Genomic DNA, 23,989 nt, shown 5'->3' with positions numbered 1-23,989 from the left:
CACCTCGGCGGGGGTTTTCCATCTGCGGCAACTTACTGCCCAGGGGCAATGGCAAAGGTCATCGAGACCTGCGCCCGCACCTCAACTTCGCCTTCGGCCACGGCGCTGTCCATCGCCATCCCCATACGAGCGGATTCGAACATCTTGGGCTGCGCGTGGGAGTTTTCGGTCATACGGATCAGCGTGCCCAGCTTCACCCCCGCGGCTTCGGCCAACTGCCGCGCGCGTTCGGTGGCATCCGCAACGGCGGCTTTGCGTGCCTCGGCCAGCGCATCTTTCGGGTCTTGAAGACCGAAGTCCAAGCCGTTGAAATCATTCGCGCCCTCGTCGATCACCGCATCCATCATCGCGCCCAAGCGGTCGAGATCGCGCACCTTGACGGCGACGGAGTTACCCGCCTGATAGCCAGTGATCCGCGGCGGCTGGCCGTCCTTATGCGCGCGGTTGTCATGCACCGGGCGCAGGTAGAAACGGCTGGTCTGACGGTCCTTCGCCGCGACGCCCTGCGCATCAAGCTGGGTCAGGATCGCGCTTACGGCGGCATTCACCCCGTCCATCGCGGCCTTGGCGGTTTCGGCCTCTTCGGTCACGCCCAGAGTGATCGTTGCCATGTCGGGCGCGGCGGCGATGGTGCCTTGGCCCGTGACGATAATCCCCTCTTCCGGTCCCTGCTGGGCCGAGACCAATCCGGCCCCCGCCATCCACGCCAGCGCCACCCAATTCATCAGTCGCATGTTCGTTCCTTTCCGTGCATCAATGCGCCGCCATTTGCCCATCGCGGCCCGGTTCTGACAAGCACCCGCACGGTGCGCACCCTTCCCTTGGGCGAACTCCTGCTCTATCCTTCGCCATGACTGCGGCGCGTCTGTAAGTGCGCCCGACCCCATGCTAAAGTCGACCGCGATGAAGCCGAATTTTACCCTCTCCCTGTCGTTCGACGGCATTCGTTTGCTCCACCGCACATCGGGCGGATGGCAGCTTGTTGGTGAAGTGGCGCTCGACAGTGCCGATCTGGCGGCGGAACTGGCGGTCTTGCGCAAAACTGCCACGGCGTTGGAGCCGGGCGGGCTGCGCAGCCTGCTGTTGATCCCCGACGCGCAGATCAAATACCTCACCCTCGACACGCCGGATATGGACCCCGCCGCCCGCCGTGCGGCAGCGGCAGAGGCGCTGGAGGGGGCCACGCCCTATCCGGTTTCCGATCTGGTGTTCGACGTGCATGCCGATGGCGGGCAGAGCCATGTGGCCGCCGTGGCCCGCGAGACCTTGGACGAAGCCGAGGCCTTCGCGGTGGAGCACCGTTTCCACCCGGTCAGCTTTGCCGCCGCCCCGGCCAATGAAAATTTCGAGGGCGCGCCGCATTTCGGCATGACGAAAGCCGCGTCAGACCTGCTGGAACCCGGCGAAACCGTGGAGCCTGAGACGGCTCCCATCGTGATTTCCGGCGTGATAAACGCGCCCGAAGGGCCGGTCGTGGACACGGATGAGACGAACCCCGTCGCCGAGCCTGAGCTTGCCCCGACGCCGGAGGAGACCCCGCCGCCGGTAGAGGAAGACCTGCCGGATTTGGGGTCGACCGAAGGCGCTTCGGAAGCCTCCCCCACGTTGGAGCCGACCCCCAAAGACACGCCACCGCCCTTGGACGAAGACCTGCCCGCCTTGGACGCTGCGGCGGAAACGGAGGCGACGGAAGACCCGGCAGAGGCCGAACTGGCCCCCACTCCAGAGGAAACCCCACCGCCGTTGGCAGAAGACCTGCCCGCGTTGGAGACCCCCGCGCCAAGCGAGGAACCGGAAGAGACGGAGGCGGACGCGCCGCCCGCCCCCACGGGCAGCGTTGCGGCATCCGCAGCCCCCCTCGCGGCGGCGGCAAGCACGCAGGCCACGCCGCAGCCCGAGCCTTCGCGCAAGGTTGATTTCTCCGCACCGGCCTCGCGCAGCGCCCCTGCCGCCGGTTTTGCAAGCCGCCGTGGCGGGTCAGACAACGCGCCCAGCCTTGGCGGCGCGAGCCGGGAGGCACCCCCGCCCCCGCCTGCCGCCAAAACGGAACCGACGCCCGCGCCCGCCCCCAGCACAGCCTCCCTGCCCGTCGGCGCACCTTCGCCCGCCGCGGCCCCGCTTGCGCCGCAGATGCCCGTCGAACCGGCCACAGCCGCCGCCGCGACAGAGGCTGCAGCCCCCCAGCCCGACAGCAGCTCGCTGACGCCCGAGGCGACCACCTCCACCGGCACCTTCCTCAGCCGCCGCAAACCGAAAGCGTCGAAAGACCGCCGGACCGCCCCTGCCAGCCCCGCCGCGGCCAGCCCGGCAACAGAGGCCGAGCGGATGACCGTTTTCGGCGCGCGCCGCCGGAACGAAGTCGGTGGCAAGCCGCGTTTCCTTGGCCTGATCCTGACGGCGGCGCTTTTGGTCTTCTTGGCCGGTGTCGCGGCTTGGGCCTCAATCTTCCTCGACGAGGGCAGCGCGCTTTCGCGGCTCTTTGGCGACCGCAGCCCGCGCAGCACCGCCGAAGCCTTGGCCCCTGCGGAAACCCCTGAAATCGAGAAGGACATCGCCGTACTGCCCCCTGAACCGGCAGAGCCCGACGCGATCGAAACCGCCGCCTTGGACGCCGGTCTGACCGACGAAGACGGTGCCGTCCTCGACGCGCTGCGTGACCCTGAGCCGCGCCCCCTGTCAGAGATGACCGAGGCCGAGATCGACGCCAAATATGCCACCACCGGCATCTGGGCCCGCGCCCCGGACGTGCCCCCGGCCCCGGCAGCGGCAATTGATATCGACGATCTCTACCTCACCAGCATCGACCCGATCAGCAGCACGACGGATGCCGTGGCCCTGCCGCCCGCCGATGGGTTCGGCACCGACATTGCCCCCGGCGCGGTCAGCTCTCCGGCGGCGGCGGGCACACGCTTTGCGCTGGACGCGCGCGGCTTGGTCAAACCCACGGCGCAGGGGGCGCTTAGCCCCGATGGCCATCTGGTCTACCTCGGACGCCCCGCCGTGCAGCCCCCCGCCACTCTGACCCGGCCAGAAGCCGAACCGGCTGAGCCCGAGGTCGACAGTGCCTTGGCCGAGGCCCGGCCCCGTCTGCGCCCCGACGATTTGGCAGAGACGACCGAACGCTCCCAGCTTGGCGGGCTGACACGGTCCGAATTGGCCGATCTGCGCCCGCAACTGCGGCCCAAATCCGTTCAAGAAATCGCTCAGGAAGCGCTCGCCGCTGCCACGCCTGAGCCCGAGGTTGCCCCCATCGACACCAGTGGCGCGGTCGCCGCCGCCCTCGCCACGCCGCCCGCAACCCAGAACGCGACGAAACAGGCCACAACCCAGTCGCGCCGCCCCGATACCCGGCCCCGCAATTTCGACCGGATCGTGAAACGCGCCGCCCGCCGGGCTGCGCCTGCGCAGGTCGCGAGCGTGGCACCCAAGGCCGTGCAGCCCCGCTTTCCATCGAAAACCTCCGTGGCGAAACAGGCCACGGTGAAGAATGCGATCAACCTGCGCGACGTCAATCTGATCGGCGTCTATGGCAAGCCCTCGAACCGCCGCGCTCTGGTTCGGCTCAGCAACGGGCGCTATCAAAAGGTTGAGGTCGGCGACCGGATCGACGGGGGCCGCGTCTCGGCCATTGGCGATAGCGAGTTGCGCTATGTGCGCCGGGGTCGGAATGTCGTGCTGAAGATGCCGAACTAGGTCTCACCACATAAAAAGGGACGCCGCAGCGCCCCTTTTCCCTCCCCCGGATGTACTTCTGACTAGGTGGCCTCAAGCTCACCATTGTCGATCTGCTCTTGCTCGATCGATTCAAAGAGCGCCTTGAAGTTGCCCTCACCAAAACCGTCGTCGCCCTTGCGTTCGATGAACTCAAAGAAGATCGGCCCGATCACGGTTTTCGAGAAAATCTGCAACAGGATGCGCGTCTCGCCCCCGTCGACCACGCCTTCGCCGTCGATCAGGATGCCGTGTTTCTGCATGCGGTCCAGCGGCTCTTCGTGGCCGGTCACCCGCTCTTTCGACATCTTGTAATAGGTCTCGGGCGGCCCGGGCATGAACTTCAGCCCATTGTCGGCAATCGCATCGGTGGCGTCATAGATGTTGCGCGCGCCGACGGCGATATGCTGGATGCCCTCGCCGTTGTATTTCTTGAGATAGGCCACGATCTGGCCGGTCTCGCCCCGGTCTTCGTTGATCGGGATGCGGATGCGCCCGCAGGGCGAGGTCAGCGCGCGGCTAGTAAGCCCCGTATATTTGCCCTCAATGTCGAAGAAGCGGATTTCGCGGAAGTTGAACAGGTCGCCGTAGAACTTGAACCAGACGTCCATATTGCCCTTGTGGACGTTGTGCGTCAGGTGGTCGAGGTAGTAGAACCCCACGCCTTCGGGTTTCGATTTGGCGATCCAGTCGTATTCCCAGTTATAGGGCGAGGTGTCGTAATACTGGTCGATGAAATAGATCAGCGAGCCACCGATGCCCATGATCGCGGGCACGTCGAGCACCTTGCCATCGCCTTTATACTCCTCGGCGCCATTCGCTACCGCGTGCTCCAGCGCCTTTTGCGCATCCACCACGCGCCAGCCCATCGAGGGGGCGCAAGGGCCGTGTTTTTCGACAAAACGCGCGGCAAAGCTCGCGGGGTCGTGGTTCAGGACATAGGTAATGTCGCCCTGCTGCCAAAGCTCTATCTTCTTGGTCTTGTGGTTGGCGACATGGGCATAGCCCATTTTGGTGAAGACATCGCGCAGCGCCTGTGGGTCGGGGCTGGCAAATTCGACAAACTCGAAACCATCGGTGCCGGCGGGGTTCTCTGCCGTGATCTGCGATTTCGGGGCGTCATGCGGGAAAGGGCCCATGTCAGTCTCCTCTGCTTTGGGATTTGCCCCAGTCTACGCAGCAACCGCCGCGCGAATTGCGCGTATCGCAGCATTCAACTGGTCAATTTCGCGGAAGTGACGCATATTACCTCCAAACCATGCGGAGAACGCGCATCATGCTCGATGAGATCGACAGGCGGCTGCTAACGGCGCTGCAAAAGAACGCCCACCTCACGGCGCAGGAGTTGGGGCAAGAGCTGAACCTCTCCCCCAGCCAAGCCGGGCGCAGGCGTCAGCGGTTGGAGGCGGAAGGCTACATTCGCGGCTATCACGCGCGGCTTGATCCGGTGCGCATGGGGCTGAACGTGCAGGGCTTCGTGCAGGTCCATCTAGGCACCCACGGGCCGGAACATTCGGCAAGCTTTGCCCGGCTCATGGCCACCCGTCCCGAGATTGTGAGCGCTTGGACGATGACGGGGGATGCGGACTACCTCCTGAGGGTCTATTGTGACGATCTGCCGAGCCTGAACCGGCTCATTCACGACGTTCTTCTGCCCCATCAGGCCGTGAGCCGGGTGCATAGCCAGATTGTCATGGATCAATTGAAACAGGACGGGCCGCTGCCCACCTGACGCTGAAAGAGGACCGCAATGGAAGGTTTCCTGTTCCAAGCCTCCGTCTATCTGGCCGCCGCGGTGATTGCGGTGCCCATCGCCGCGCGATTGGGGCTGGGGTCGGTGCTGGGCTATCTGGCGGCGGGCATTCTGATCGGGCCGGTGCTGGGCCTTGTCGGGTCCGAGACGAAGGACGTGCAGCATTTCGCGGAATTCGGCGTTGTGATGATGCTCTTCCTGATCGGGCTGGAGTTGGAGCCGCGCGCGCTTTGGGACATGCGCCACCGTCTGCTGGGCTTGGGGGGCTTGCAAGTGCTGCTGTCGACCGCGGCGCTCATGGCCATCGCCATGACTTACGACCAGCCGTGGCGCGTGGCGCTAGCAATCGGGCTGACGCTGGCGCTGTCTTCGACGGCCATCGTGTTGCAAACCCTATCGGAAAAGGGGCTGATGCGAACCCAAGGGGGGCGCTCCGTTTTCTCTGTCCTGCTGACGCAGGATATTGCGGTGATCCCCATTCTCGCCTTCCTGCCGCTGCTGGCCACGGGCATTCCGGGCGGGCTTTTGCCCGATGGGTCCATCTCGCTCGACCCGCAGGCGGTGGAGAATGCCCATCACGGGGCCGAGGGCAGCCACGCCGGAGAGGTCGCCCATGCCGCGCAGACCTTCGTGCAAAGCCTGCCGGGCTGGGGCGTTACGCTGGTCACGATCGGGGCCGTGGCCGCGATCATCCTCGTGGGCATTTACCTGACCCGTCCGGTGTTCCGCTACATCCACCTCGCCAAGCTGCGCGAGATGTACACCGCATTGGCGCTGCTGATCGTGGTGGGGATTTCCTCGCTGATGACCGTGGTCGGCTTGTCGCCCGCCCTCGGCGCCTTTCTGGCGGGCGTGGTGCTGGCCAGCAGCGAGTTCCGCCACGAGTTGGAAACCGACCTCGAACCCTTCAAGGGGCTGCTTTTGGGGCTGTTTTTCATCACCGTGGGGGCGGGTATCAACTTTGTCCTGCTATTCGAAAAACCGCTCATCCTGATCTGCATGGCGCTGTTGGTCATCATCGTCAAAGCGCTGATCCTGATGGTACTGGGCCGCCTCTTCCGCCTCAAAGGCCGCGACGGTTGGCTTTTCACGCTGGCGCTGGCGCAGGCCGGGGAATTTGGTTTTGTGCTGGTCAGCTTTTCCCTCGCCACCGGCGTCATGCCCGACCCGATTGGCGAAACGCTTTTGCTGGTCGTGGCCCTAACCATGCTGATCACGCCGCTGCTTTTCATCCTGCACGACCTGATCAGCCGACGCCTTGACGACGGCGGTCCCGTCATCGCCGATGAGATCGACAGCAGCGGCCCGGTGATCATCGCGGGCGTCGGGCGCTTTGGCCAGATGGTGAACCGGATGGTCCAAGCCAGCGGATTTCAAACCGTCGTGCTGGACCACAACCCCGAGACCATTGCCGTCATGCGGCGCTTTGGCTTTAAGGGGTTTCTGGGCGATCCGACGCGGCCCGACATCCTGCGCAAAGCGGGGCTGCAAGAGGCCAGCGTCTTGGTGGTGGCCCTTGATGACCCTAAATCGGCGGTCTCTCTGATCTCCTACGCGCGCAAAGAGAACCCGAACCTGCATATCGTCAGCCGCGCGCGCGACCGGGAGGAGGTCTACCGCCACTATCAGGCCGGGTCGAATGACATCGTGCGCGAAATGTTCGACAGCTCACTTCGGGCCGGGCGCTATGTGTTGGAAAACATGGGGCTTTCGGATTTCGAGGCCAATGAGGCACAAAAGCTTTTCTACGCCCACGACCGGGTCTCGGTCCGGGAATTGGCGGCGCTTTGGCGGCCCGATGTGCCGCCCTCGCAGAACGCCGCCTATGTGGCCCGCGCCAAGGAATTGCAAAAGGAGTTGGAGACCGCCTTTCTCAACCTTGGCGAGGACAAGGGCAAGGAAAGCGCCTGAACCGGGCAGCCCCTTTCGGGGGGCCACCCGCGCCGCCCTATGCGTCGCTGACGCCCGCTTCGGCAAAGGTGGCCATGCCCGCGTGACAGGCAAGCGCGGTCTTGAGGATGCCAATCGCCAAGCCCGCGCCAGAGCCTTCCCCCAGACGCAGGTTCAACTCCAGCAGCGGCTCCTTGTCCAACGCACCCAAGAGCCGCCGGTGACCGCTTTCCGCGCTGAGATGCCCCGCGACGCAGTGATCCAGCGCGCCGGGTGCCGTCCGCGCGAGGCTGAGCGCGGCGGCACAGCAGATGAAACCGTCGAGGATCACCGGGATGCGCAAGGCCCGCGCCCGCGCCAAAGCTCCGGCCATCGCGGCCAATTCCCGCCCCCCGAGGCGGCGCAGCTGCTCTAGCCCATCGCCCTTGTCCGCATGCAGGGCGACCCCCTCGGCCACGACCTCGGTCTTCAGCGACAGGCCCACGTCATCCACCCCGGTGCCGCGCCCGGTCCAGAACTCCGCCCCGCCGCCCAACAGCGCCGCGGCGAGGGCCGCAGCCGACGTGGTGTTGGCGATGCCCATCTCACCCACGACAAGCAGATCGGCCTCGGCATTCACAGCCTCCCAACCCGCCCGCAGCGCGTCGACGAATTCGTCTTCCGCCATCGCGGGCGCGACCGTGAAATCCTGGGTGGGCCTGTCCAAGGACAGCGGCACCACGTCGAGGCTCGCCCCATTGACCCGCGCGATCTGGTTAATCGCCGCCCCGCCCTGTTCAAAGTTCGACACCATCTGCGCCGTCACCTCTGCCGGGAAGGCCGAGACGCCCCGCGCGGCGACCCCGTGGTTGCCTGCAAACACGATGATCTGGGGCGCGGCGATCTCGGCGCGCGCACCGCCGCGCCAGCCGCGATACCAGACCGCGAGGTCCTCCAACCGGCCAAGCGCGCCGGGGGGTTTGGTCAGCATGGCGTCATGGGCCCGCGCCTCTGCCATCGCCGCGTCGTCGCAGGCGGACATCGCACGCAGCAGGCTGCGAAATTCGGTAAGACTGGCGAAAGACGTGTTCATATGCGGCCCTTTGCGGATTGATATTCAATCGTTTCTAGCCTTAGCCTGTCGGCGCTGAAAGTGCCGAAGGGGCGAAATAATGGCCATTCCCGACATCACCGCCCTGAGGCGCGCCTTTCGGCCCCGCGACATCGCCGTAGCCTTTGCCCTGCTGACCCGCCTGCCCCTGCCGCATTTCCACTTCCCGACCGAGCCGCTCCGCCCCCCGGCCCGCAGCGCATGGGCCTACCCCTTGGTCGGGATCGTGCTGGCGCTGATTGCCGGAGCCGTTGGTATGGCGCTGACGCGCATGGGCGCGACGCCGCCGCTGGTGGCCGCCTTCGTGCTACTGACGCTGGTGATGCTAAGCGGGGCGATCCATGAAGACGGCCTTGCCGATTGCGCCGATGGGTTTTGGGGCGGCTGGACCCGCGAAAAGCGGCTGAAAATCATGAAAGACAGCGTGATCGGCACCTATGGTGTCGTGGCGCTGGTGCTGTCGCTTTTGCTGCGTTGGTATCTCATCAGCGAATTGATTACGGATGAGGCGCTGATCTGGGCGCTGGTCGTCGCCTCCTGCGGATCGCGGGCGGCAATGGTCTGGGTGATGGACAGCCTGCCCACCGCCCGCCGCGATGGGCTGTCTGACCGCACGGGCCGCCCCGGGGAATTGGCGACGGCGGTGGCGGTGCTGATCGGCGTGGTCGTGATCGTTCTGGCGCCGGATTATTCCGCATGGCGCTTGGCGCTTTTGGCGCTGCTTGCCGCACTGGTGGTCCGCCAGATCGCCAAACGCAAGATCGGCGGGCAGACCGGCGATGTCTTGGGTGCGACCCAACAGGTGACCGAGATCGCCCTGCTGACCGGTTGCCAGATGATGGCCTACGGCTGGCAGGCCATTCCATAAAAAAACCGCGCCCCCGGAAGGGACGCGGCATTATCCTAAATCCTGCGATCTTTAGGCGGCCACACGGCTTTCCAGCACGTCGCCAACCTGTTTTGCGGCGGCGAGTTCATCGCCCCCCGACACAGCGGCCACTTCACGGGTCAGGCGCTCAAGCGCTGCTTCATAAAGCTGACGCTCGGAATAGCTCTGCTCGCGCTGGTCGTCGGTGCGGTGCAGATCGCGCACGACCTCGGCAATGGCGATTAGATCGCCGGAGTTGATCTTTTGCTCATACTCCTGCGCGCGGCGGGACCACATGGCGCGCTTGACCTTGGCCTTGCCCTTGAGCGTTTTCATCGCATGGTTGATCACATCGGGTGTCGACAGGGCGCGCATGCCGATTTCGGTCGCCTTATGGGTCGGCACCCGCAGGGTCATTTTGTCTTTTTCAAAGGAAATTACGAAGAGCTCCAGCGCGATGCCGGCAACTTCCTGCTCCTCAATCGAGACGATCTGCCCGACGCCATGCGCAGGGTAGACGACGAATTCATTGGGGCGGAAATCAAGCTTTTTCGATTTGGTCATATAGATCGCTCCTTGGCGCGCGGGGGAAGCCCCGCCATTAACTCAGACACCTGAACAGCACGTAAAACGCATGCGAAGCGCAGCCTGAGCGGTCTGCGTTCGGGTGCGTTTGAGTTAGAAATGTGAGGTCAACCTTGGCAGCAGGGTCGAAACATTATCAGGCTCGTGTGTTACAGCTTGAAGACACTATAGCACAGAATCACGCCTTTCGGAAGCGCCCCCAAGCCAGCCTCGGCGGTTTCCCGGTCAATTCAGCGGGTTAACACTTAAAGTTGAGGTCACAGAGGCGCAACAAAGCGCGAATCGCCGTGCCTTAGCCGCCCTCGCCCGGTTTTTCGGAGAAGAGCTCCATCTTGCCCTCTTTGCCATCCATCTCCTCTGCTTCGGGCAACGGGTCTTTCTTGGTGATGATGACGGGCCAAAGTTCGGAATACTTGCGGTTGAACTCCACCCATTTTTCCATGTCCGGTTCGGTGTCCGGGCGGATTGCATCGGCGGGGCACTCAGGCTCGCAAACGCCGCAATCGATGCATTCATCGGGGTGGATCACCAGCATGTTCTCGCCTTCATAGAAGCAGTCCACCGGGCAGACTTCGACACAGTCGGTGTATTTGCAAGCGATGCAGGCGTCATTCACGATATAGGTCATGCGGAAACTCTGGCTGGATATGTGAGGGACTAGCTAAACTGGGGCGCGGGATCATTCAAGGTGGCGCGCCTTAGAAAGATCAAGCTGCCTGCGGTCGCGCTTGGTCGGGCGGCCCTTTCCCTCAAAACCGGGATTCTCGGGCTGTCTGTCCTTTGATTTGGGCTGCGGCGGGGACAGATCGGTGTAGAGCGTCTGCGCTTCGGGGGCCGGGCCGCGGCGATGGCCGATCGCCTCGATGCGGATCACCCGCACATGGTCGCCTTGCGAAAAAGTCAGCACATCGCCGGGGCCGACACTGCTGGCGCGTTTCTGCGTCGGCGTGCCGTTGATCCGAACCGCGCCGCCCGCCACCTGCGCGGCAGCGAGCGAACGGGTTTTGAAAAAGCGGGCGTGCCACAGCCATTTGTCCAGCCGCAGTTTCGCGCCCGCCTCCACTTACTTGTCGTCCTTCAGCCCCATCAGCGCGGCGGCAAAGGGGTTGTCAGGGTCGATCTGCTTTTCCTTGCGCGGAGGACGGGCAGAGAAGTTCTGCGACTTGCCGCCTTTGTCACCGCCGGGCTTGCGCCCCTTGCCCTTGGCAGGTTTGCCACGCGGCTTGCCCTGCCCTTGATTGCGATCCCCGCCGCGACGGTTGCCACCGCCATTGCCGCGCGGGCTGCGGGCCCATGTGAAGATGTAATAGGTCTCCATCTCCGGCCCGGCGACATCCGCGTCGGGCGCAGTGCCCTGCGGGATTTCTTCCGCTGGCACTTCGGGGATGTTGGTGTCGACCTCAGGCTCTTCGGCGGCCACATCGGCCATGGGGGCGATGCCATCGTCGGGCATCTGCGCCACATCCGCAGGGCGGTCATCGGGGTTAGTCTCATCCGAAGGGGTTTCGATGATACCGCCTGCAGGTTCCTCGGCGGCGACATCCATGATCGGCTTGTCGGCTGCGTCGTCACCGGGCAGATCGCTGTCGAGTTTCTCTGGCACCACGGTATCGGCGGAAGGGTCCATCGCGTCATGGCTGCCGTCTTTGGGCATCACCACATCGACGGGTTTCACCTTGGTCCGCTCGTCCTTTTCGGCCTTGTAGCCCAGACCTTCCATCAGGTCGGCGAATTGCTCAAGCGTCATGCCGGTGATCGACAGCATGTCAGGCTTGGCCTCGAACCCGCCGCGCGAATCTTCGGCACGCAGCATATCGGCGAGACGTTCCAGCATGTCGATGCGGATCGCGCGTTTGCCGGCGTTGCGGTAGCCCGACATGGTGTCGGCCCCAGCAGGCGCTTCGGCTTCGACCGGGATGGTCACCAGACCGGGCGGGGGGGATTCTGGGAATTCGTTCAGCCCTTTGGCCAGCGACCAGAGCACCAGACGCAGACGTGTCGGCGCGGGTTTGAGCATCAGCGGCATGAAGATGGTGAACTGGCCAAAACGAATGCCATGTTTGCGCAGCGCACCGCGAGCATCTTGATCCAGCGCCTTCACATCCTCGGCCACTTGGGCGCGGGGCAGAATGCCGAAATTCTCAACCAGTTGGAAAGCAAAGCCACGGGCCAGGCCGGTCAACGTGTCGTCCTTGCTCAGCCCCAAAAGCGGCTCGAACAGGGCCGCGACCTTGCGGTCGATGAAGTGCTGAAGGCGGCGTTTCACCTTCTCGGCCACTTCAGGCCCGGCGATATCGTCGACAAAGACTTCGACCTGCGGCTTCAGCGCGTCGCTGCCAGCGGTCAGTTTGCCCACCGCGGCGCTGCCCCACATGAGGCCGCCCTGTTCGGTGAAATCAATCTCGGTGTCCGGGGCGTTGTAGAACCGGTCGGCGCGCAGATGGAACTGCGGAGCCAAGGCCTGCAATGCGGCGGTTTTCACCGTTTTGTCTTCAGCCGCACCCGCGCCCTTGTCCACCCGAAAGCGGAACCCGTCCAGCTTGCCTACAAATTCACCTTCAACGGTGACTTCACCGGTCTCGTTTACATCGGCCACCATGGCTTCCTTCTGTCCAAGCCGGCGCAGCAATACACTCGTGCGCCGATCTACAAATCTTTGAGTCAAACGCTCGTGCAGAGCGTCCGACAAGCGGTCTTCTACGACACGCGTCGTGTCGCGCCAATGGCTTTCGTCCTTTGTCCAGCCCTTGCGCTGCGCAACGTAGGTCCATGTGCGAATAAACGCGAGTCGTTTGGACAACGCATCAATGTCGCCATCGGTTCGATCAATTCGTTTGATTTGTCGTGCGAGCCAATCATCGGGGATATATCCGCGCTGGTGCAAATCGTTGAAAATGGTCTCCAAGAGCCCCGCATGTTCCGCATGGCTGATGCCGCGGAAATCGGGAATCCGGCACACATCCCACAGGAGCCGCACCGAAGCGCCATCCGTGGCCCGGGCAAAAACCTCATCCACCTGCGCCAGCGCCTTGAGCGCGCGCAGATCGTCGGATTCCCGCGCCCTGACCAGCCGCTCGTCTTCGGGCGGCATTTCCAAGGTCTTGATCAGGCGGTCAATGCTGCCGAATTGCAAAGCGTGATTGCGCCAGTTGATCTTGTTCTGCGGGGTAAAGTTGTGATCCATGATCGCGCGGGCAAGGTGATCGTCCAGCGCAGGCGCGTCCCCGGTGGTGCCAAAGGTGCCAGATTTGAACCCGCGCCCTGCCCGCCCCGCGATCTGCGCCAGTTCATTCGGGGCCAAGGGCCGCATCCGCCGCCCGTCAAATTTGCTGAGCGCCGAGAAGGCCACATGATCGACATCGAGGTTCAACCCCATGCCGATGGCATCGGTGGCAACCAGATAGTCGACCTCTCCGTTCTGATACATCGCCACCTGCGCATTGCGCGTGCGCGGAGAGAGTGCGCCCATCACCACCGCCGCACCGCCCTTCTGGCGGCGGATCAGCTCGGCGATGGCATATACATTCTCAACAGAAAAGCCGACGATTGCGCTGCGGGGCTTCATTCGGCTTATCTTTTTCTGACCTGCATAGATCAATTCGCTCATCCGGTCGCGGCGCATGAAATCGACCCCCGGAACCAGCGCCGCGATGGTGCCGCGCATGGTGTCGGCCCCCATGAACAGCGTCTCATGCAGGCCCCGCGCGCGCAGCAGACGGTCGGTAAAGACATGGCCGCGCTCGGGATCGGCGCAAAGCTGGATCTCGTCGATGGCTACGAAATCCGCGCCCATCTCCTGCGGCATCGCCTCGACAGTGCACACCCAATACTGCGTGCGCGGCGGCACGATCCGCTCTTCGCCCGTGACCAGCGCCACCACCGAGGGCCCGCGCGCCTTGACGATCCGGTCATAGACCTCACGCGCCAAAAGCCGCAGCGGCAGGCCGATCACCCCGGTCCGATGGGCCAGCATCCGTTCGATTGCATAGGTCGTCTTGCCGGTATTTGTCGGGCCGAGAACGGCCACGACGCGCTTGTTGCCTGCCACCTGTCTATCCTTGAATTAAAGCTCGCGCCCGATGCCGTCCCGGCGCAGCCCTTCAAGGGCCGCGCGGGCGTCCTCGTGATGCGGGTTGAGGGCGAGCGTCTTGCGGTAAAGTGCGGCCGCACGGCCCAGATCTCCGAACTCCTGGATCATCACGGCAAGGCCGAAGATCGCGTTGTAATTGTCGGGGTTCAGCGCCAGCGTCCGCTCCAGATCATCCAGCGCGGGGCCATAGAGGTCGGCCCCGTAATAGGCCTGCGCCCGGGCATGGAATCCTTCGGCGAATCCGGGGGCGTGATCGGTCAGCGCGGTCAAATGCTCGATCGCCAGACGTGCATCGCCATCCGCCATCGCCTCCCGTCCCCGCGTCAGCAGCAAATCCATCGCAGCCGAACCAGAGCGCTGCCAATGCGCCTCGATCTCATGGGCGATTCTGGGGGCCTCCTCCGCTGGGGCCTCGCGCAGCTTTTGCATCAGCTCGGGCGGGGCCTTCTCGGCCACGGCCATGCCCGCAAGCAACACAAAGCTACCAACTGCCGCAACGGTATGTTTGAGGTTGACGGGTATGATGCGCATAACAAAACTGAATGTAACAGGCTGCCGCCGCAATTCCAGACGTAGCGGGGCCAAATGCCAAAAAAGGGCGAGCGATGAGCGATATTGTGAACGAAGCGGTAGTGGTGCTGAACGAAAAGCTGGCCGGCAGCGATTTTGACGGCACGGCCAAGTTCGACATCGAAGGTGAAGGCACCGTGATGATGGACGAAAACGGCGCCCGCGCGGCGGACGAAGAGGCGGACGTGACGCTGAGCGCGGATGCCGAGACATTCCAGTCCATCCTCGAAGGCGACACCAACCCTACATCCGCATTCATGACCGGCAAGCTCAAGATCGACGGCGACATGGGCATGGCGATGAAGCTCGCCGCTGTTCTCGGCTGATGCATCTGGACCCGGCCCGGCTTTACACCGATATCGCCCCCGGCCCCGATGGGGGCCAAGCCCATTGGGCGGAGACATCGGATGGCAAGCGGATCAGGCTGGGTCATTGGCCCTGCGCAGGCGCGCGGGGCACGGTGCTGCTCTTTCCCGGGCGGACCGAATATATCGAAAAATACGGGCTTTGCGCCGCCGATTTCGCGCGGCGCGGCCTTGCCACCATGGCGATCGACTGGCGCGGTCAGGGACTGTCGGACCGGCTTTTGCCTGATGCGCGCGTCGGCCATGTGGATGTTTTCAGCGACTATCAGAAAGACGTCGCCGCCATGCTGCGCGCCGCGCGCAGCCTGAACCTGCCGCGCCCCTATTTCCTGCTGGCCCACTCCATGGGCGGCTGCATCGGCCTGCGTGCCGTGATGGAAGGGCTGCCGGTGCAGGCCGTCGCCTTCACCGGCCCGATGTGGGGCATCTATGTCGTCCCGCATCTGCGCGCGCTGGCGTGGTCCTTGGCGCAGTTCATGCCCCGGGTTGGACAGGGCCACCGCCTGCCCCCGGGCACCAAGATCGAAGCCTATCCCGCCATCGCCCCTTTCGAGGACAACCTGCTGACCACCGATCCGCAGATGTACGCGATGATGCGCGATCAACTGGCCGCCCATCCGGAGCTAAGCCTCGGCGGCCCCAGCTTCGTCTGGCTGCGCGAGGCGCTGGCCGAGACCAAACACCTCGCCGGACGCTCCGCACCTAACATTCCCTGCGTCACCTACCTTGGCAACAACGAGCGTATCGTCGCGACCGACCGCGTCCACAAGCGCATGGCGCAGTGGAAAGGCGGGCGGCTTGAGATCGTACCGGGTGGCGAGCATGAGGTGCTGTTGGAGAGGCCCGAGTTGCGCAAGCCGATCTTCGACGGGCTGGAAAAGCTCTATCTGGGCAATATCACCGGTTAACCCCGCGCCTTAACCCCGCGCCCGCGTCATTTTCCTGTGCAATCCGCCCGCGCCGCCTAGATTGCTTTGGATGACACGCGAACCCGTCCTCAGCTTCACCGAAAACGGCATCTACTGCGCCGCCGGTGATTTCTACATCGACCCCTGGCGCCCCGTCGCCCGGGCGCTGATCACCCATGGCCACGCCGACCACGCCCGCGACGGGATGGGCAGCTATCTGGCCACCCATGCCGCCCTGCCCGTGATGCGCCACCGGTTGGGCGAGATCGCCATCGAGGGCATCGCTTACGGCGAGACGCGCCAGATCGGCGGGGCCACGGTCTCTTTCCACCCCGCGGGCCATGTGCCCGGCAGCGCGCAGATCCGGGTTGAGGTCGGTGGCGAGGTTTGGGTTGCCTCGGGTGACTACAAGGTGATCGACGATGGCATGTCCGAGGCTTTCGAGCCCGTCCGCTGCCACCATTTCATTACTGAGAGCACCTTTGGCCTGCCGGTCTTCCGTTGGGCGCCACAGGCCGAGGTGGCCGCACAGATCAACGACTGGTGGGCGGGCTGCAAGGCGGCAGGCAAGACCGCTTTCCTTGGCGCCTATTCACTGGGCAAGGCACAGAGGCTTCTGTCGATGCTCGACCCCGAGATCGGGCCGATCCTGACCCATACGGCGGTGGAGAACACCAACGAGGTGCTGCGCGGCCAAGGCATCGCGCTGCCCGAGACCACGCTGGTCGCGCCCGAACTGGCGCCTAAAGAACACCCCGGCGCGCTGGTGCTGGCCCCGCCCTCCGCGCTCGGCAGCCAATGGGCGCGGCGTTTTGGCGCGCAGGAAAGCGCCTTCGCCTCGGGCTGGATGGCGCTGCGCGGGGTGCGGAGGCGGCGCGCGGGGGACCGAGGCTTTGTCATCTCGGACCATGCGGATTGGCATGGGCTGCTTTGGGCGATCCGTGAAACAGGCGCAGAAAATATATATGTAACGCATGGTTACACGGATATCTTCACGCGATACCTGAACGATCAGGGATGGAACGCCGAAGTCGTGCCCACCCAGTTCGAAGGCGACGGGGGCGACAGCGAATGAAGGATTTTGCCGCGCTTTTTAACGCCGTCGACCAGACCACCAAGACCACGGTGAAAGTGGCCGCGCTGGCCGAGTATTTCACCACGTCCTCCGAGGATGACCGGCTCTGGACCGTGGCGCTCTTCTCAGGCCGCCGCCCGAAACGCGCCGTGACTACGACCCGCCTGCGCGAATGGGCTTCCGAGGCTTCCGGCGTGCCGCTCTGGCTCTTCGAGGACAGCTATGCCATCGTCGGCGATCTGGCCGAGACCATCGCGCTGGTCCTGCCACCGGTCGAAAGCGACGACAGCGGCACGCTCACCTCTTGGATCAACGCCCTGCGCGGGTTGAAGGATGTCGACGACACGGCGCGCAAGGAATTCGTGCTTTCGGCGTGGCAGCAACTCGGCGGCACCGAGCGGTTTCTCTTCAACAAGCTCATCACCGGCGGCTTTCGCATCGGCATCAGCCAGAAGCTGATGACCCGGGCGCTCTCGCGCGCCACTGGCCGGCCCGAAGCGGAGATGGCGCACCGCCTGATGGGCAATTGGCACCCCGACGACGTCACATGGCACAGCCTGATCGAGGCCGAGGACGCCAGCGCCGACGCCTCGCGCCCCTACCCCTTCTACCTCGCCTATGCGCTGGAGGACGGGCCGGAAGGCTTGGGTGACCCGAGCGATTGGCGGGCGGAATGGAAATGGGACGGTATCCGCGGCCAGCTCATCCTGCGCGACGGCGACTATTTCGTCTGGTCGCGCGGCGAGGAGTTGATGACGGACCGTTTCCCCGAACTGGCCCGCGCCGCCGATCACCTGCCGCCGGGCACCGTGCTCGACGGCGAATTGCTGGTCTGGCAGCCGGGGGCGGAATTCCCCTCCTCTTTCAATGCTTTGCAAGCCCGCATCGGACGCAAGACCGTACCGAAGAAGCTGCTCAAGGAGGCCCCTGTCGTGCTGCACGCCTATGACCTTCTGGAATGGCAGGGCGAAGACATCCGCCACCGCCCCTTCGCCGAGCGCCGCGCCCTGCTGGAAGAGGCCGCCGCCGATTTGCCCGAGGACGCACCCGTGCGCCTGTCGCCCCAGCACCAGTTCACCGACTGGGCCGAATTGGCCACCCTGCGCGAAACGGCGCGCGAGGCGCAGGCCGAGGGGCTGATGCTGAAACGCGCCGACAGCCCCTATCTTTCGGGCCGCAAGAAGGGCGACTGGTGGAAATGGAAGCTCGACCCGCTGACCATCGACGCGGTGATGATCTACGCGCAATCGGGCTCGGGCCGCCGCGCGAACCTGTTCACCGATTTCACCTTCGCGGTCTGGAACGGCAACGATCTGGTGCCCTTCACCAAGGCCTACTCGGGCCTCACCGACGCCGAGTTCCGCCAGATCACCGCATGGGTGCGCAAGAACACGCAGCAGCGCTTCGGCCCCGTGCGGCAGGTTACGCCGCACCATGTTTTCGAGATCGCCTTTGAGGGCATCCAGCCCAGCCCGCGCCACAAATCCGGCGTCGCCCTGCGCTTCCCGCGGATGCTGCGCTGGCGCAAGGACAAGCCGCTGCAAGAGGCCAACACACTCGACGATCTGAAAGAAATGCTGCGCATCTACGGATAGGTTGTTCCGGCCCGCCCGGAGGCATAGATGTGACGAAACGCAAATGAGGTACACCGATGTTTCAGCTTCCCTTCCCGCTTCACGATGCCAACGCCAGCGCCGGGGGCAAAGACCTTGGCGATCTGCCGGAATGGGATCTGAGCGATCTCTACACCAGTGAGGACGCGCCCGAATTGAAACGCGACCTCGACTGGCTGGAGGAAGCCTGCGCCAGCTTCGCCGCCGATTACGAAGGCAATCTGGCCGCGCTGGATGCCAAGGGTCTGCTCGACTGCGTGCTGCGCAACGAGAAAATCAATCAGGTCGCCGGGCGCATCATGTCCTTCGCGGGCCTACGCTACTACCAGCAGACCACCGACGCGGGCCGGGCCAAGTTCATGTCCGACATGCAGGAGAAAATCACAGACTACACCACGCCGCTGGTGTTCTTCACGCTGGAGCTCAACAAGCTGCCTGACGATCACCTCTCCAAACTGCTGGACGAGAACCCCGATCTTGCGCGCTACAAGCCCGTCTTCGACCGGATCCGCGCGATGAAGCCCTACCAGCTGTCGGACGAGATGGAAAAGTTCCTGCACGACCTCGGCGTCGTCGGCGACGCATGGGAACGCATGTTCGACGAAACCATCGCCGGGCTGGAGTTCGAGGTCGAGGGCGAGACGCTGAACATCGAAGGCACGCTGAACCTGCTGACCGACCCCGACCGCGCCAAGCGCGAGGCGGGTGCGCGGGAGTTGGCCAATGTGCTGGGCCGCAACATCCGCACCTTCGCCCGCGTGCACAACACGCAGGTGAAAGAGAAAGAAGTGCTCGACCGCTGGCGCGGCATGGAGACGCCGCAGACGGGCCGTCACCTCAGCAATCACGTAGAGCCGGAGGTCGTCGAGGCCCTGCGCAACGCCGTGGTCGAAGCCTATCCGAAGCTGAGCCACCGCTATTATGAGCTCAAGCGCAAATGGCTGGGCCTTGATGTGATGCAGGTCTGGGACCGCAACGCGCCGCTGCCGATGGAAGACCCCAAGGTGGTCGACTGGGCGCAGGCCGAAGCGACCGTGATGGAAGCCTACAACGCCTTCGATCCGCGCATGGGCGAATTGGCCAAGCCCTTCTTCACCAAGGGCTGGATCGACGCGGGCGTGAAACCGGGCAAGGCGCCCGGGGCCTTCGCGCATCCCACGGTGACGGACGTGCACCCTTACGTCATGCTGAACTACCTCGGCAAACCGCGCGACGTGATGACGCTGGCGCATGAGCTGGGCCACGGTGTGCACCAGGTGCTGGCCGCCGATCAGGGCGAAATGCTCTCCTCCACCCCGCTGACATTGGCCGAGACCGCCTCAGTCTTCGGCGAGATGCTGACGTTCCGCAAGATGCTCGACAAGGCTCAGACCCAAGCCGAGCGTAAGGTGCTGCTGGCGGGCAAGGTCGAGGATATGATCAACACGGTCGTGCGCCAGATCGCCTTTTATGACTTCGAGTGCAAACTGCACGAGGCGCGCCGCGGCGGGGAGCTGACACCCGACGACATCAATGCGCTGTGGATGAGCGTTCAGGCCGAAAGCCTCGGGCCGGCCTTCGAGTACATGGAGGGCTACGAGACCTTCTGGGCCTATATCCCGCATTTCGTGCATTCGCCCTTCTACGTCTATGCCTATGCCTTTGGCGACGGCCTCGTGAACGCGCTCTACGCCGTCTACGCGGAAGGTGAAGAGGGCTTTGAAGAGAAGTATTTCGACATGCTGAAAGCGGGCGGATCGAAGCACCACAAAGAACTGCTCGCCCCCTTTGGCCTTGATGCCAGCGACCCGGCTTTCTGGGACAAGGGCCTGTCGATGATCTCTGACATGATCGACGAATTGGAAGCGATGGAGGACTGATGTCCCGCGCCGAGCGCTTGAAAGAAAGGTTCGCCCCCTTCTTTGTCTGGATTCAGCGGCGGGTGCCGCCCGGATTTAGATTTGCGCTCGGCCTGCTGCTCATCTGTGGCGGCATCCTCGGGTTCTTGCCGATCCTCGGATTCTGGATGCTGCCGCTTGGCCTCATGGTGGCGGCGATGGATGTGCGGCTATTTCGGCGCTGGCGCTCCCTTCGCCGCAGACGGCGGGCAGAACGGCCTTGAGGTCACTTCAACTGGCTGTCTTTCGAGCCTCGCCGATTAATTCCGCCGCGCATCTGCGCCTGCCCGTCTCGTTCCCGCACGCAGTCGATACAAAGCTTTACCCCCGGCAGCGCCATGCGCCGCGCCTCTGGAATCGGCTCTTCGCATTCCGCGCAATGGGTGCGGCTCTCGCCCACTGGCGCGCGGCGCGCTTTTAGCCGCGCCAATTCGTCGGAAATGGAGGCTTCGATCTGCTCGCTCACCGCGCCATCGCGTGTCCATCCACCTGCCATGTTGCGCCCTCCTCATGCGGTTCACTTCCTAGATATGGGGCGCAGTGGCGGCTTGTCACGGCCTCACCCGGGATATGTCCCCCGCCCCAAGGTTTATTAAATGGGGGCGCGCAGACAAAAAAACACCCCCAAAAGGGGGTGCAGTTGCTAGGCATTGGGCTGTGAGTCAAGCAGCACGCAGGGTCGTATCTCCTCCATTCAAGCGGTTTAGCAGGGTGGACAGGGTGACGGCGCTTTGAATAAGCCGTCGGCGAAGCTCTTGTCGCTGGCCGGCAGGGCGCAGCGGAACGTTGGTGCGCAGGTGGACCCTTTGCGGCATGGCGGCGGGATGGCAGGTATAGGTCACTTCAACCATCGCCTCGACCCGGCCAAAGTCGCGGGCATACTGTACACTGTGAAATCGGGCGTCGCAGATGGTAAGTGTGACGGGGCATTCATCGGACGGGTGACCAACGGTGACGGGATCATAGCTGCGTTTGCGGCGGAGAATGTCACCTGCATTGAGGGACGTGATGGGGCCGAGTGTTTCTGGCGCGGTAGAGCGGCTTGGCATGTCTGATCCTCTTCCTAATCGTCTGGTCGCTTATCTTCCCTTTCTATGGGCCTTTGCGTTCCCTGAGGTGACGCTCCTGCCCAACCTGTATACATGTTGTCGGGCCCAATTGTGGCGTAAATGTGGCAACAAATTGCCGGCAATGGGGCAATCGTATAATTCGCCAAACTTTTTTCACATTTCCTATGCGAAAGGGAGGTCTACCTCTCCTTTTCGACCTCTAGCAGCCAGTTTTCTTGAAGCCGGTTTTCGATCGCTTCGGGGAAATGACTGCGCACCAAGGCGATGGCTTCCGCGGCGGGCATTCCGGCCCCGATCAGCAACCACGCCGCGATCAGCCCACTGCGCCCCGCGCCGTATTGGCAGGAAAGGGCAACCGTCTCTCCCGCCTCTAGCGCCGCCTCGAAACGCACCCGGTGTGCAGGCCATTCGGGTAAGAATCTATCGCAAGGGACTTTGAAATCTTCGATCGGCGCGAAAGAGAGCCTTAAGCCAAGAGACTGTGAAGTCTTTAAAATCAAGGGAAAAGCTCCGTCAGGGAGCTCGACCTCCTCGGTAAGAACCAGCAACTCACGCGCCCCAGCCGCGCGCAGGCCTCCCAAGGTTTCCCGCATCTGTTGAGGATCGAGGTAAGCGCTGCCATCCACATGGGTCAACAGCCCCGGAAAACCCGTCATCGCCAGATGCCCGCCGCGGGGGGTGGGGATAACGGCGCGTATCGAGGTCGCTTCAGGATCGAAAAAAGGCACATCATGAGACATAAAAACATCCATAGAATTTGAGTAACGGCAGGAGCACCTGTATACATGTTAAATAGGTAAAATCGAACAGACGAAGGATGCCGGGCAATGTCTACCCAAGTCAAATCCAGCGCCGCGATTGCAGAAGCGCTTCGGACGGACATCTGCCTGAACCGGAACATCGCCGCCGGCATGCTGCATGAGGTGGCCCTCGCCCAGCGTTTCGGCGTGTCCCGCACGCCCATCCGGCAAGCGTTGCAACGCTTGGCCTATGAACGCATGATCGCCGTGAAATCCGGCGTGGGGTCTGTCGTGACCCCTTTGGACGCGCCCATGCGCGCGGATGACATCCGCGCGGCTGTGGCGATTATCGAAGCGGCCGGCAAATGTGCAGCGCCCTCCCCCGCCCCATCCGCGCATCTCATGTCGCTCGCCGGGATACTGGGAATGATGGACCTCGCCCCGCTAAATAGTGCCGAGGCGTTTTTCGACATCCGTGCCCGGCTTTTGAACGCCCTATCGGAGATGATCGAGAACCCGATCCTCAGCGACGCCTTTCGCGCGGCCTATTGGCGGCTGATCAGATGGTCCTTGCGGGATTTCGGCACCGCGCCGGAACCTCAGATCGTGCATCTGCAGGCGGTGCTGCAAGCCGCTGCCCGGGCGATGCAGTCGGGCACGATCGGCGCCTGTTTCGGAGAAGTCGCAAGGCTCGAAAGCCAGCTCATCGAACCCCGAATTTAATAAAGAAAAGCCCCGCTTCAAAGAAGCGGGGCCCTCTGCATCATCTGGTTCAGCCGTTAGCTGGCCGCCAACATGCCCTTTTCCTTCGCCAAGTCGCGCATCCGCTTTTGCAGCTTCTCGAAGGCGCGCACTTCGATCTGGCGGATCCGCTCGCGGCTGACATCGTATTGCGCCGAGAGGTCTTCGAGCGTGACCGTCTCATCCGACAGGCGACGCTGGGTCAGAATGTCCTTCTCGCGGTCGTTCAGCACGTCCAAAGCCTCGGCCAGCATCTCACGCCGGGTCTCCAGCTCGTCACGCTCGGCATAGTCGCCCGCTTGGTCGGCGTCTTCATCCTCCAACCAATCTTGCCACTGCATCGTGCCTTCGCCTTCGGACCCGACAGTCGCGTTGAGCGAGGCATCCCCGCCCGACATCCGCCGGTTCATGGAGACGACCTCATCCTCGGTCACGCCGAGCTGAGTCGCGATCTCTTTCACGTTTTCAGGGCGTAAATCGCCCTCTTCCAGCGCGCCAATCTTGTTCTTGGCCTTACGCAGGTTGAAGAACAGCTTTTTCTGACCCGAGGTCGTGCCGAGCTTAACCAGCGACCACGACCGCAGGATATATTCCTGAATCGAGGCGCGAATCCACCACATCGCATAGGTGGCAAGGCGGAAGCCCTTCTCAGGGTCGAAACGTTTCACCGCCTGCATCAGGCCGACGTTCGCTTCCGAGATCACCTCGGACTGTGGCAATCCATAGCCGCGGTAGCCCATCGCGATCTTCGCCGCGAGACGCAGGTGAGAGGTGACCATCTTATGCGCGGCTTCGGTGTCTTGCTCTTCGACCCAGCGTTTGGCCAGCATGTATTCTTCCTCAGGCTCCAGCAGCGGGAACTTGCGGATCTCTTGCATATAGCGGTTCAGCCCGCCTTCGGGCGTTGGTGCGGGCAGATTTGCATAATTTGCCATGTCTTGTCCCTTTCCCCAGTTTAATCGGGGCCTATGTTATTTCGCTTAACATGCAATATGGGCGGCCCCCTTCGTGCTTTCAAGACAGAAGCATTCACGCTTTTGTTC

At 63.5% G+C, this 23,989-nt stretch carries 23 protein-coding genes; 11 read left to right on the top strand and 12 right to left on the bottom strand.

Translation table 11 applies throughout. The features are described 5' to 3' along the window. Window positions 1-32: 32 nt before the first annotated feature. Complete coding sequence (locus ACGYLO_RS13515) at window positions 33-734, bottom strand: SIMPL domain-containing protein (RefSeq protein ID WP_271689615.1); 702 nt, start codon at window positions 732-734, stop codon at window positions 33-35. A gap of 151 nt (window positions 735-885) precedes the next feature. Here ACGYLO_RS13515 and ACGYLO_RS13510 point away from each other — a divergent pair, with 151 nt between their 5' ends. Next, a complete protein-coding gene (locus ACGYLO_RS13510) occupies window positions 886-3,693 on the top strand; it encodes a hypothetical protein (protein ID WP_271689614.1) in 2,808 nt (935 codons plus the stop codon). A gap of 62 nt (window positions 3,694-3,755) precedes the next feature. Here ACGYLO_RS13510 and hppD read toward each other — a convergent pair whose 3' ends face one another. After that, window positions 3,756-4,850, bottom strand: a complete 1,095-nt coding sequence (hppD, locus tag ACGYLO_RS13505; RefSeq protein ID WP_271689613.1) for a 4-hydroxyphenylpyruvate dioxygenase — start codon at window positions 4,848-4,850, stop codon at window positions 3,756-3,758. A gap of 137 nt (window positions 4,851-4,987) precedes the next feature. On the opposite strand from hppD, the gene ACGYLO_RS13500 reads away from it, so the two are divergent. After that, on the top strand, window positions 4,988-5,443 hold the full coding sequence (locus ACGYLO_RS13500) for an Lrp/AsnC family transcriptional regulator (RefSeq protein ID WP_271689612.1): 456 nt from the start codon (window positions 4,988-4,990) through the stop codon (window positions 5,441-5,443). Between the two features lie 18 nt (window positions 5,444-5,461). Further along, window positions 5,462-7,375: a monovalent cation:proton antiporter-2 (CPA2) family protein gene (locus ACGYLO_RS13495; RefSeq protein WP_271689611.1), complete on the top strand. Its 1,914-nt coding sequence runs from the start codon at window positions 5,462-5,464 to the stop codon at window positions 7,373-7,375. Between the two features lie 37 nt (window positions 7,376-7,412). Here the strand turns inward: ACGYLO_RS13495 and cobT are convergent, their stop codons facing one another. Further along, window positions 7,413-8,426, bottom strand: a complete 1,014-nt coding sequence (gene cobT / locus ACGYLO_RS13490; protein ID WP_271689610.1) for a nicotinate-nucleotide--dimethylbenzimidazole phosphoribosyltransferase — start codon at window positions 8,424-8,426, stop codon at window positions 7,413-7,415. Between the two features lie 79 nt (window positions 8,427-8,505). On the opposite strand from cobT, the gene cobS reads away from it, so the two are divergent. Beyond that, entirely contained in the window at window positions 8,506-9,312 is an 807-nt protein-coding gene (gene cobS, locus ACGYLO_RS13485) for an adenosylcobinamide-GDP ribazoletransferase (protein WP_271689609.1), read from the top strand. A 51-nt stretch (window positions 9,313-9,363) separates the two neighbouring features. Here cobS and ACGYLO_RS13480 read toward each other — a convergent pair whose 3' ends face one another. The 5 genes from ACGYLO_RS13480 to ACGYLO_RS13460 form a co-directional block, all read right to left on the bottom strand. Continuing rightward, a complete protein-coding gene (locus ACGYLO_RS13480; RefSeq protein WP_007120274.1) occupies window positions 9,364-9,876 on the bottom strand; it encodes a CarD family transcriptional regulator in 513 nt (170 codons plus the stop codon). Window positions 9,877-10,189: 313 nt separating this feature from the next. After that, complete coding sequence (gene fdxA, locus ACGYLO_RS13475) at window positions 10,190-10,525, bottom strand: ferredoxin FdxA (protein WP_067262482.1); 336 nt, start codon at window positions 10,523-10,525, stop codon at window positions 10,190-10,192. A gap of 51 nt (window positions 10,526-10,576) precedes the next feature. Further along, window positions 10,577-10,960, bottom strand: a complete 384-nt coding sequence (locus tag ACGYLO_RS13470) for an RNA-binding S4 domain-containing protein (RefSeq protein ID WP_271689608.1) — start codon at window positions 10,958-10,960, stop codon at window positions 10,577-10,579. Continuing rightward, window positions 10,961-13,945 carry a helicase-related protein gene (locus tag ACGYLO_RS13465; RefSeq protein ID WP_271689607.1) on the bottom strand — a complete coding sequence of 995 codons (2,985 nt, stop codon included), beginning with the start codon at window positions 13,943-13,945 and terminating at the stop codon, window positions 10,961-10,963. A 15-nt stretch (window positions 13,946-13,960) separates the two neighbouring features. Then, a complete protein-coding gene (locus ACGYLO_RS13460; RefSeq protein WP_067262476.1) occupies window positions 13,961-14,518 on the bottom strand; it encodes a hypothetical protein in 558 nt (185 codons plus the stop codon). 74 nt (window positions 14,519-14,592) lie between these two features. Here ACGYLO_RS13460 and ACGYLO_RS13455 point away from each other — a divergent pair, with 74 nt between their 5' ends. The 6 genes from ACGYLO_RS13455 (at window position 14,593) to ACGYLO_RS13430 (ending at window position 20,619) form a co-directional block, all read left to right on the top strand. Beyond that, window positions 14,593-14,883, top strand: a complete 291-nt coding sequence (locus tag ACGYLO_RS13455; protein ID WP_067262473.1) for an SCP2 sterol-binding domain-containing protein — start codon at window positions 14,593-14,595, stop codon at window positions 14,881-14,883. Continuing rightward, window positions 14,883-15,830, top strand: coding sequence for an alpha/beta fold hydrolase (locus ACGYLO_RS13450; protein ID WP_271689606.1), 948 nt, complete (start codon window positions 14,883-14,885; stop codon window positions 15,828-15,830). The genes ACGYLO_RS13455 and ACGYLO_RS13450 overlap by 1 nt, the downstream gene beginning before the upstream one ends. Before the next feature lie 70 nt (window positions 15,831-15,900). Further along, a complete protein-coding gene (locus ACGYLO_RS13445) occupies window positions 15,901-16,905 on the top strand; it encodes a ligase-associated DNA damage response exonuclease (RefSeq protein WP_271689605.1) in 1,005 nt (334 codons plus the stop codon). Then, on the top strand, window positions 16,902-18,500 hold the full coding sequence (locus ACGYLO_RS13440; RefSeq protein ID WP_394376859.1) for an ATP-dependent DNA ligase: 1,599 nt from the start codon (window positions 16,902-16,904) through the stop codon (window positions 18,498-18,500). The genes ACGYLO_RS13445 and ACGYLO_RS13440 overlap by 4 nt, the downstream gene beginning before the upstream one ends. A gap of 56 nt (window positions 18,501-18,556) precedes the next feature. Then, window positions 18,557-20,377, top strand: a complete 1,821-nt coding sequence (locus ACGYLO_RS13435; protein WP_271689603.1) for a M3 family oligoendopeptidase — start codon at window positions 18,557-18,559, stop codon at window positions 20,375-20,377. Next, window positions 20,377-20,619, top strand: coding sequence for a hypothetical protein (locus tag ACGYLO_RS13430; protein WP_271689602.1), 243 nt, complete (start codon window positions 20,377-20,379; stop codon window positions 20,617-20,619). Before ACGYLO_RS13435 ends, ACGYLO_RS13430 begins: the two co-directional genes overlap by 1 nt. A gap of 2 nt (window positions 20,620-20,621) precedes the next feature. Here ACGYLO_RS13430 and ACGYLO_RS13425 read toward each other — a convergent pair whose 3' ends face one another. The 3 genes from ACGYLO_RS13425 to ACGYLO_RS13415 form a co-directional block, all read right to left on the bottom strand. Beyond that, a complete protein-coding gene (locus ACGYLO_RS13425) occupies window positions 20,622-20,891 on the bottom strand; it encodes a DksA/TraR family C4-type zinc finger protein (RefSeq protein WP_067262455.1) in 270 nt (89 codons plus the stop codon). 166 nt (window positions 20,892-21,057) lie between these two features. After that, window positions 21,058-21,444 (bottom strand): hypothetical protein, encoded by a 387-nt coding sequence (locus ACGYLO_RS13420; RefSeq protein ID WP_271689601.1) that lies wholly within the window; start codon window positions 21,442-21,444, stop codon window positions 21,058-21,060. Window positions 21,445-21,644: 200 nt separating this feature from the next. Then, window positions 21,645-22,205, bottom strand: a complete 561-nt coding sequence (locus ACGYLO_RS13415; protein WP_276154441.1) for a hypothetical protein — start codon at window positions 22,203-22,205, stop codon at window positions 21,645-21,647. A gap of 87 nt (window positions 22,206-22,292) precedes the next feature. Here ACGYLO_RS13415 and ACGYLO_RS13410 point away from each other — a divergent pair, with 87 nt between their 5' ends. Then, window positions 22,293-22,928 (top strand): GntR family transcriptional regulator, encoded by a 636-nt coding sequence (locus ACGYLO_RS13410; protein ID WP_271689599.1) that lies wholly within the window; start codon window positions 22,293-22,295, stop codon window positions 22,926-22,928. 56 nt (window positions 22,929-22,984) lie between these two features. Here ACGYLO_RS13410 and rpoH read toward each other — a convergent pair whose 3' ends face one another. Continuing rightward, entirely contained in the window at window positions 22,985-23,881 is an 897-nt protein-coding gene (rpoH, locus tag ACGYLO_RS13405; RefSeq protein WP_209219310.1) for an RNA polymerase sigma factor RpoH, read from the bottom strand. Between the last annotated feature and the right edge of the window lie 108 nt (window positions 23,882-23,989).

This window comes from Sulfitobacter sp. 1A13353 (genome assembly GCF_043557255.1).
GTDB lineage: Bacteria > Pseudomonadota > Alphaproteobacteria > Rhodobacterales > Rhodobacteraceae > Sulfitobacter > Sulfitobacter faviae.
Note: the sequence above shows the minus strand (reverse complement) of the source record. Positions and strands in the feature narration are given on the sequence as shown.

Coding starts and splice junctions, on each gene's coding strand:
- ACGYLO_RS13515 (WP_271689615.1), bottom strand. CDS start 734: ATGCGACTGATGAATTGGGTGGCGCTGGCGTGGATGGCGGGGGCCGGA.
- ACGYLO_RS13510 (WP_271689614.1), top strand. CDS start 886: ATGCTAAAGTCGACCGCGATGAAGCCGAATTTTACCCTCTCCCTGTCG.
- hppD (WP_271689613.1), bottom strand. CDS start 4,850: ATGGGCCCTTTCCCGCATGACGCCCCGAAATCGCAGATCACGGCAGAG.
- ACGYLO_RS13500 (WP_271689612.1), top strand. CDS start 4,988: ATGCTCGATGAGATCGACAGGCGGCTGCTAACGGCGCTGCAAAAGAAC.
- ACGYLO_RS13495 (WP_271689611.1), top strand. CDS start 5,462: ATGGAAGGTTTCCTGTTCCAAGCCTCCGTCTATCTGGCCGCCGCGGTG.
- cobT (WP_271689610.1), bottom strand. CDS start 8,426: ATGAACACGTCTTTCGCCAGTCTTACCGAATTTCGCAGCCTGCTGCGT.
- cobS (WP_271689609.1), top strand. CDS start 8,506: ATGGCCATTCCCGACATCACCGCCCTGAGGCGCGCCTTTCGGCCCCGC.
- ACGYLO_RS13480 (WP_007120274.1), bottom strand. CDS start 9,876: ATGACCAAATCGAAAAAGCTTGATTTCCGCCCCAATGAATTCGTCGTC.
- fdxA (WP_067262482.1), bottom strand. CDS start 10,525: ATGACCTATATCGTGAATGACGCCTGCATCGCTTGCAAATACACCGAC.
- ACGYLO_RS13460 (WP_067262476.1), bottom strand. CDS start 14,518: ATGCGCATCATACCCGTCAACCTCAAACATACCGTTGCGGCAGTTGGT.
- ACGYLO_RS13455 (WP_067262473.1), top strand. CDS start 14,593: ATGAGCGATATTGTGAACGAAGCGGTAGTGGTGCTGAACGAAAAGCTG.
- ACGYLO_RS13450 (WP_271689606.1), top strand. CDS start 14,883: ATGCATCTGGACCCGGCCCGGCTTTACACCGATATCGCCCCCGGCCCC.
- ACGYLO_RS13445 (WP_271689605.1), top strand. CDS start 15,901: ATGACACGCGAACCCGTCCTCAGCTTCACCGAAAACGGCATCTACTGC.
- ACGYLO_RS13440 (WP_394376859.1), top strand. CDS start 16,902: ATGAAGGATTTTGCCGCGCTTTTTAACGCCGTCGACCAGACCACCAAG.
- ACGYLO_RS13435 (WP_271689603.1), top strand. CDS start 18,557: ATGTTTCAGCTTCCCTTCCCGCTTCACGATGCCAACGCCAGCGCCGGG.
- ACGYLO_RS13430 (WP_271689602.1), top strand. CDS start 20,377: ATGTCCCGCGCCGAGCGCTTGAAAGAAAGGTTCGCCCCCTTCTTTGTC.
- ACGYLO_RS13425 (WP_067262455.1), bottom strand. CDS start 20,891: ATGGCAGGTGGATGGACACGCGATGGCGCGGTGAGCGAGCAGATCGAA.
- ACGYLO_RS13420 (WP_271689601.1), bottom strand. CDS start 21,444: ATGCCAAGCCGCTCTACCGCGCCAGAAACACTCGGCCCCATCACGTCC.
- ACGYLO_RS13415 (WP_276154441.1), bottom strand. CDS start 22,205: ATGTCTCATGATGTGCCTTTTTTCGATCCTGAAGCGACCTCGATACGC.
- ACGYLO_RS13410 (WP_271689599.1), top strand. CDS start 22,293: ATGTCTACCCAAGTCAAATCCAGCGCCGCGATTGCAGAAGCGCTTCGG.
- rpoH (WP_209219310.1), bottom strand. CDS start 23,881: ATGGCAAATTATGCAAATCTGCCCGCACCAACGCCCGAAGGCGGGCTG.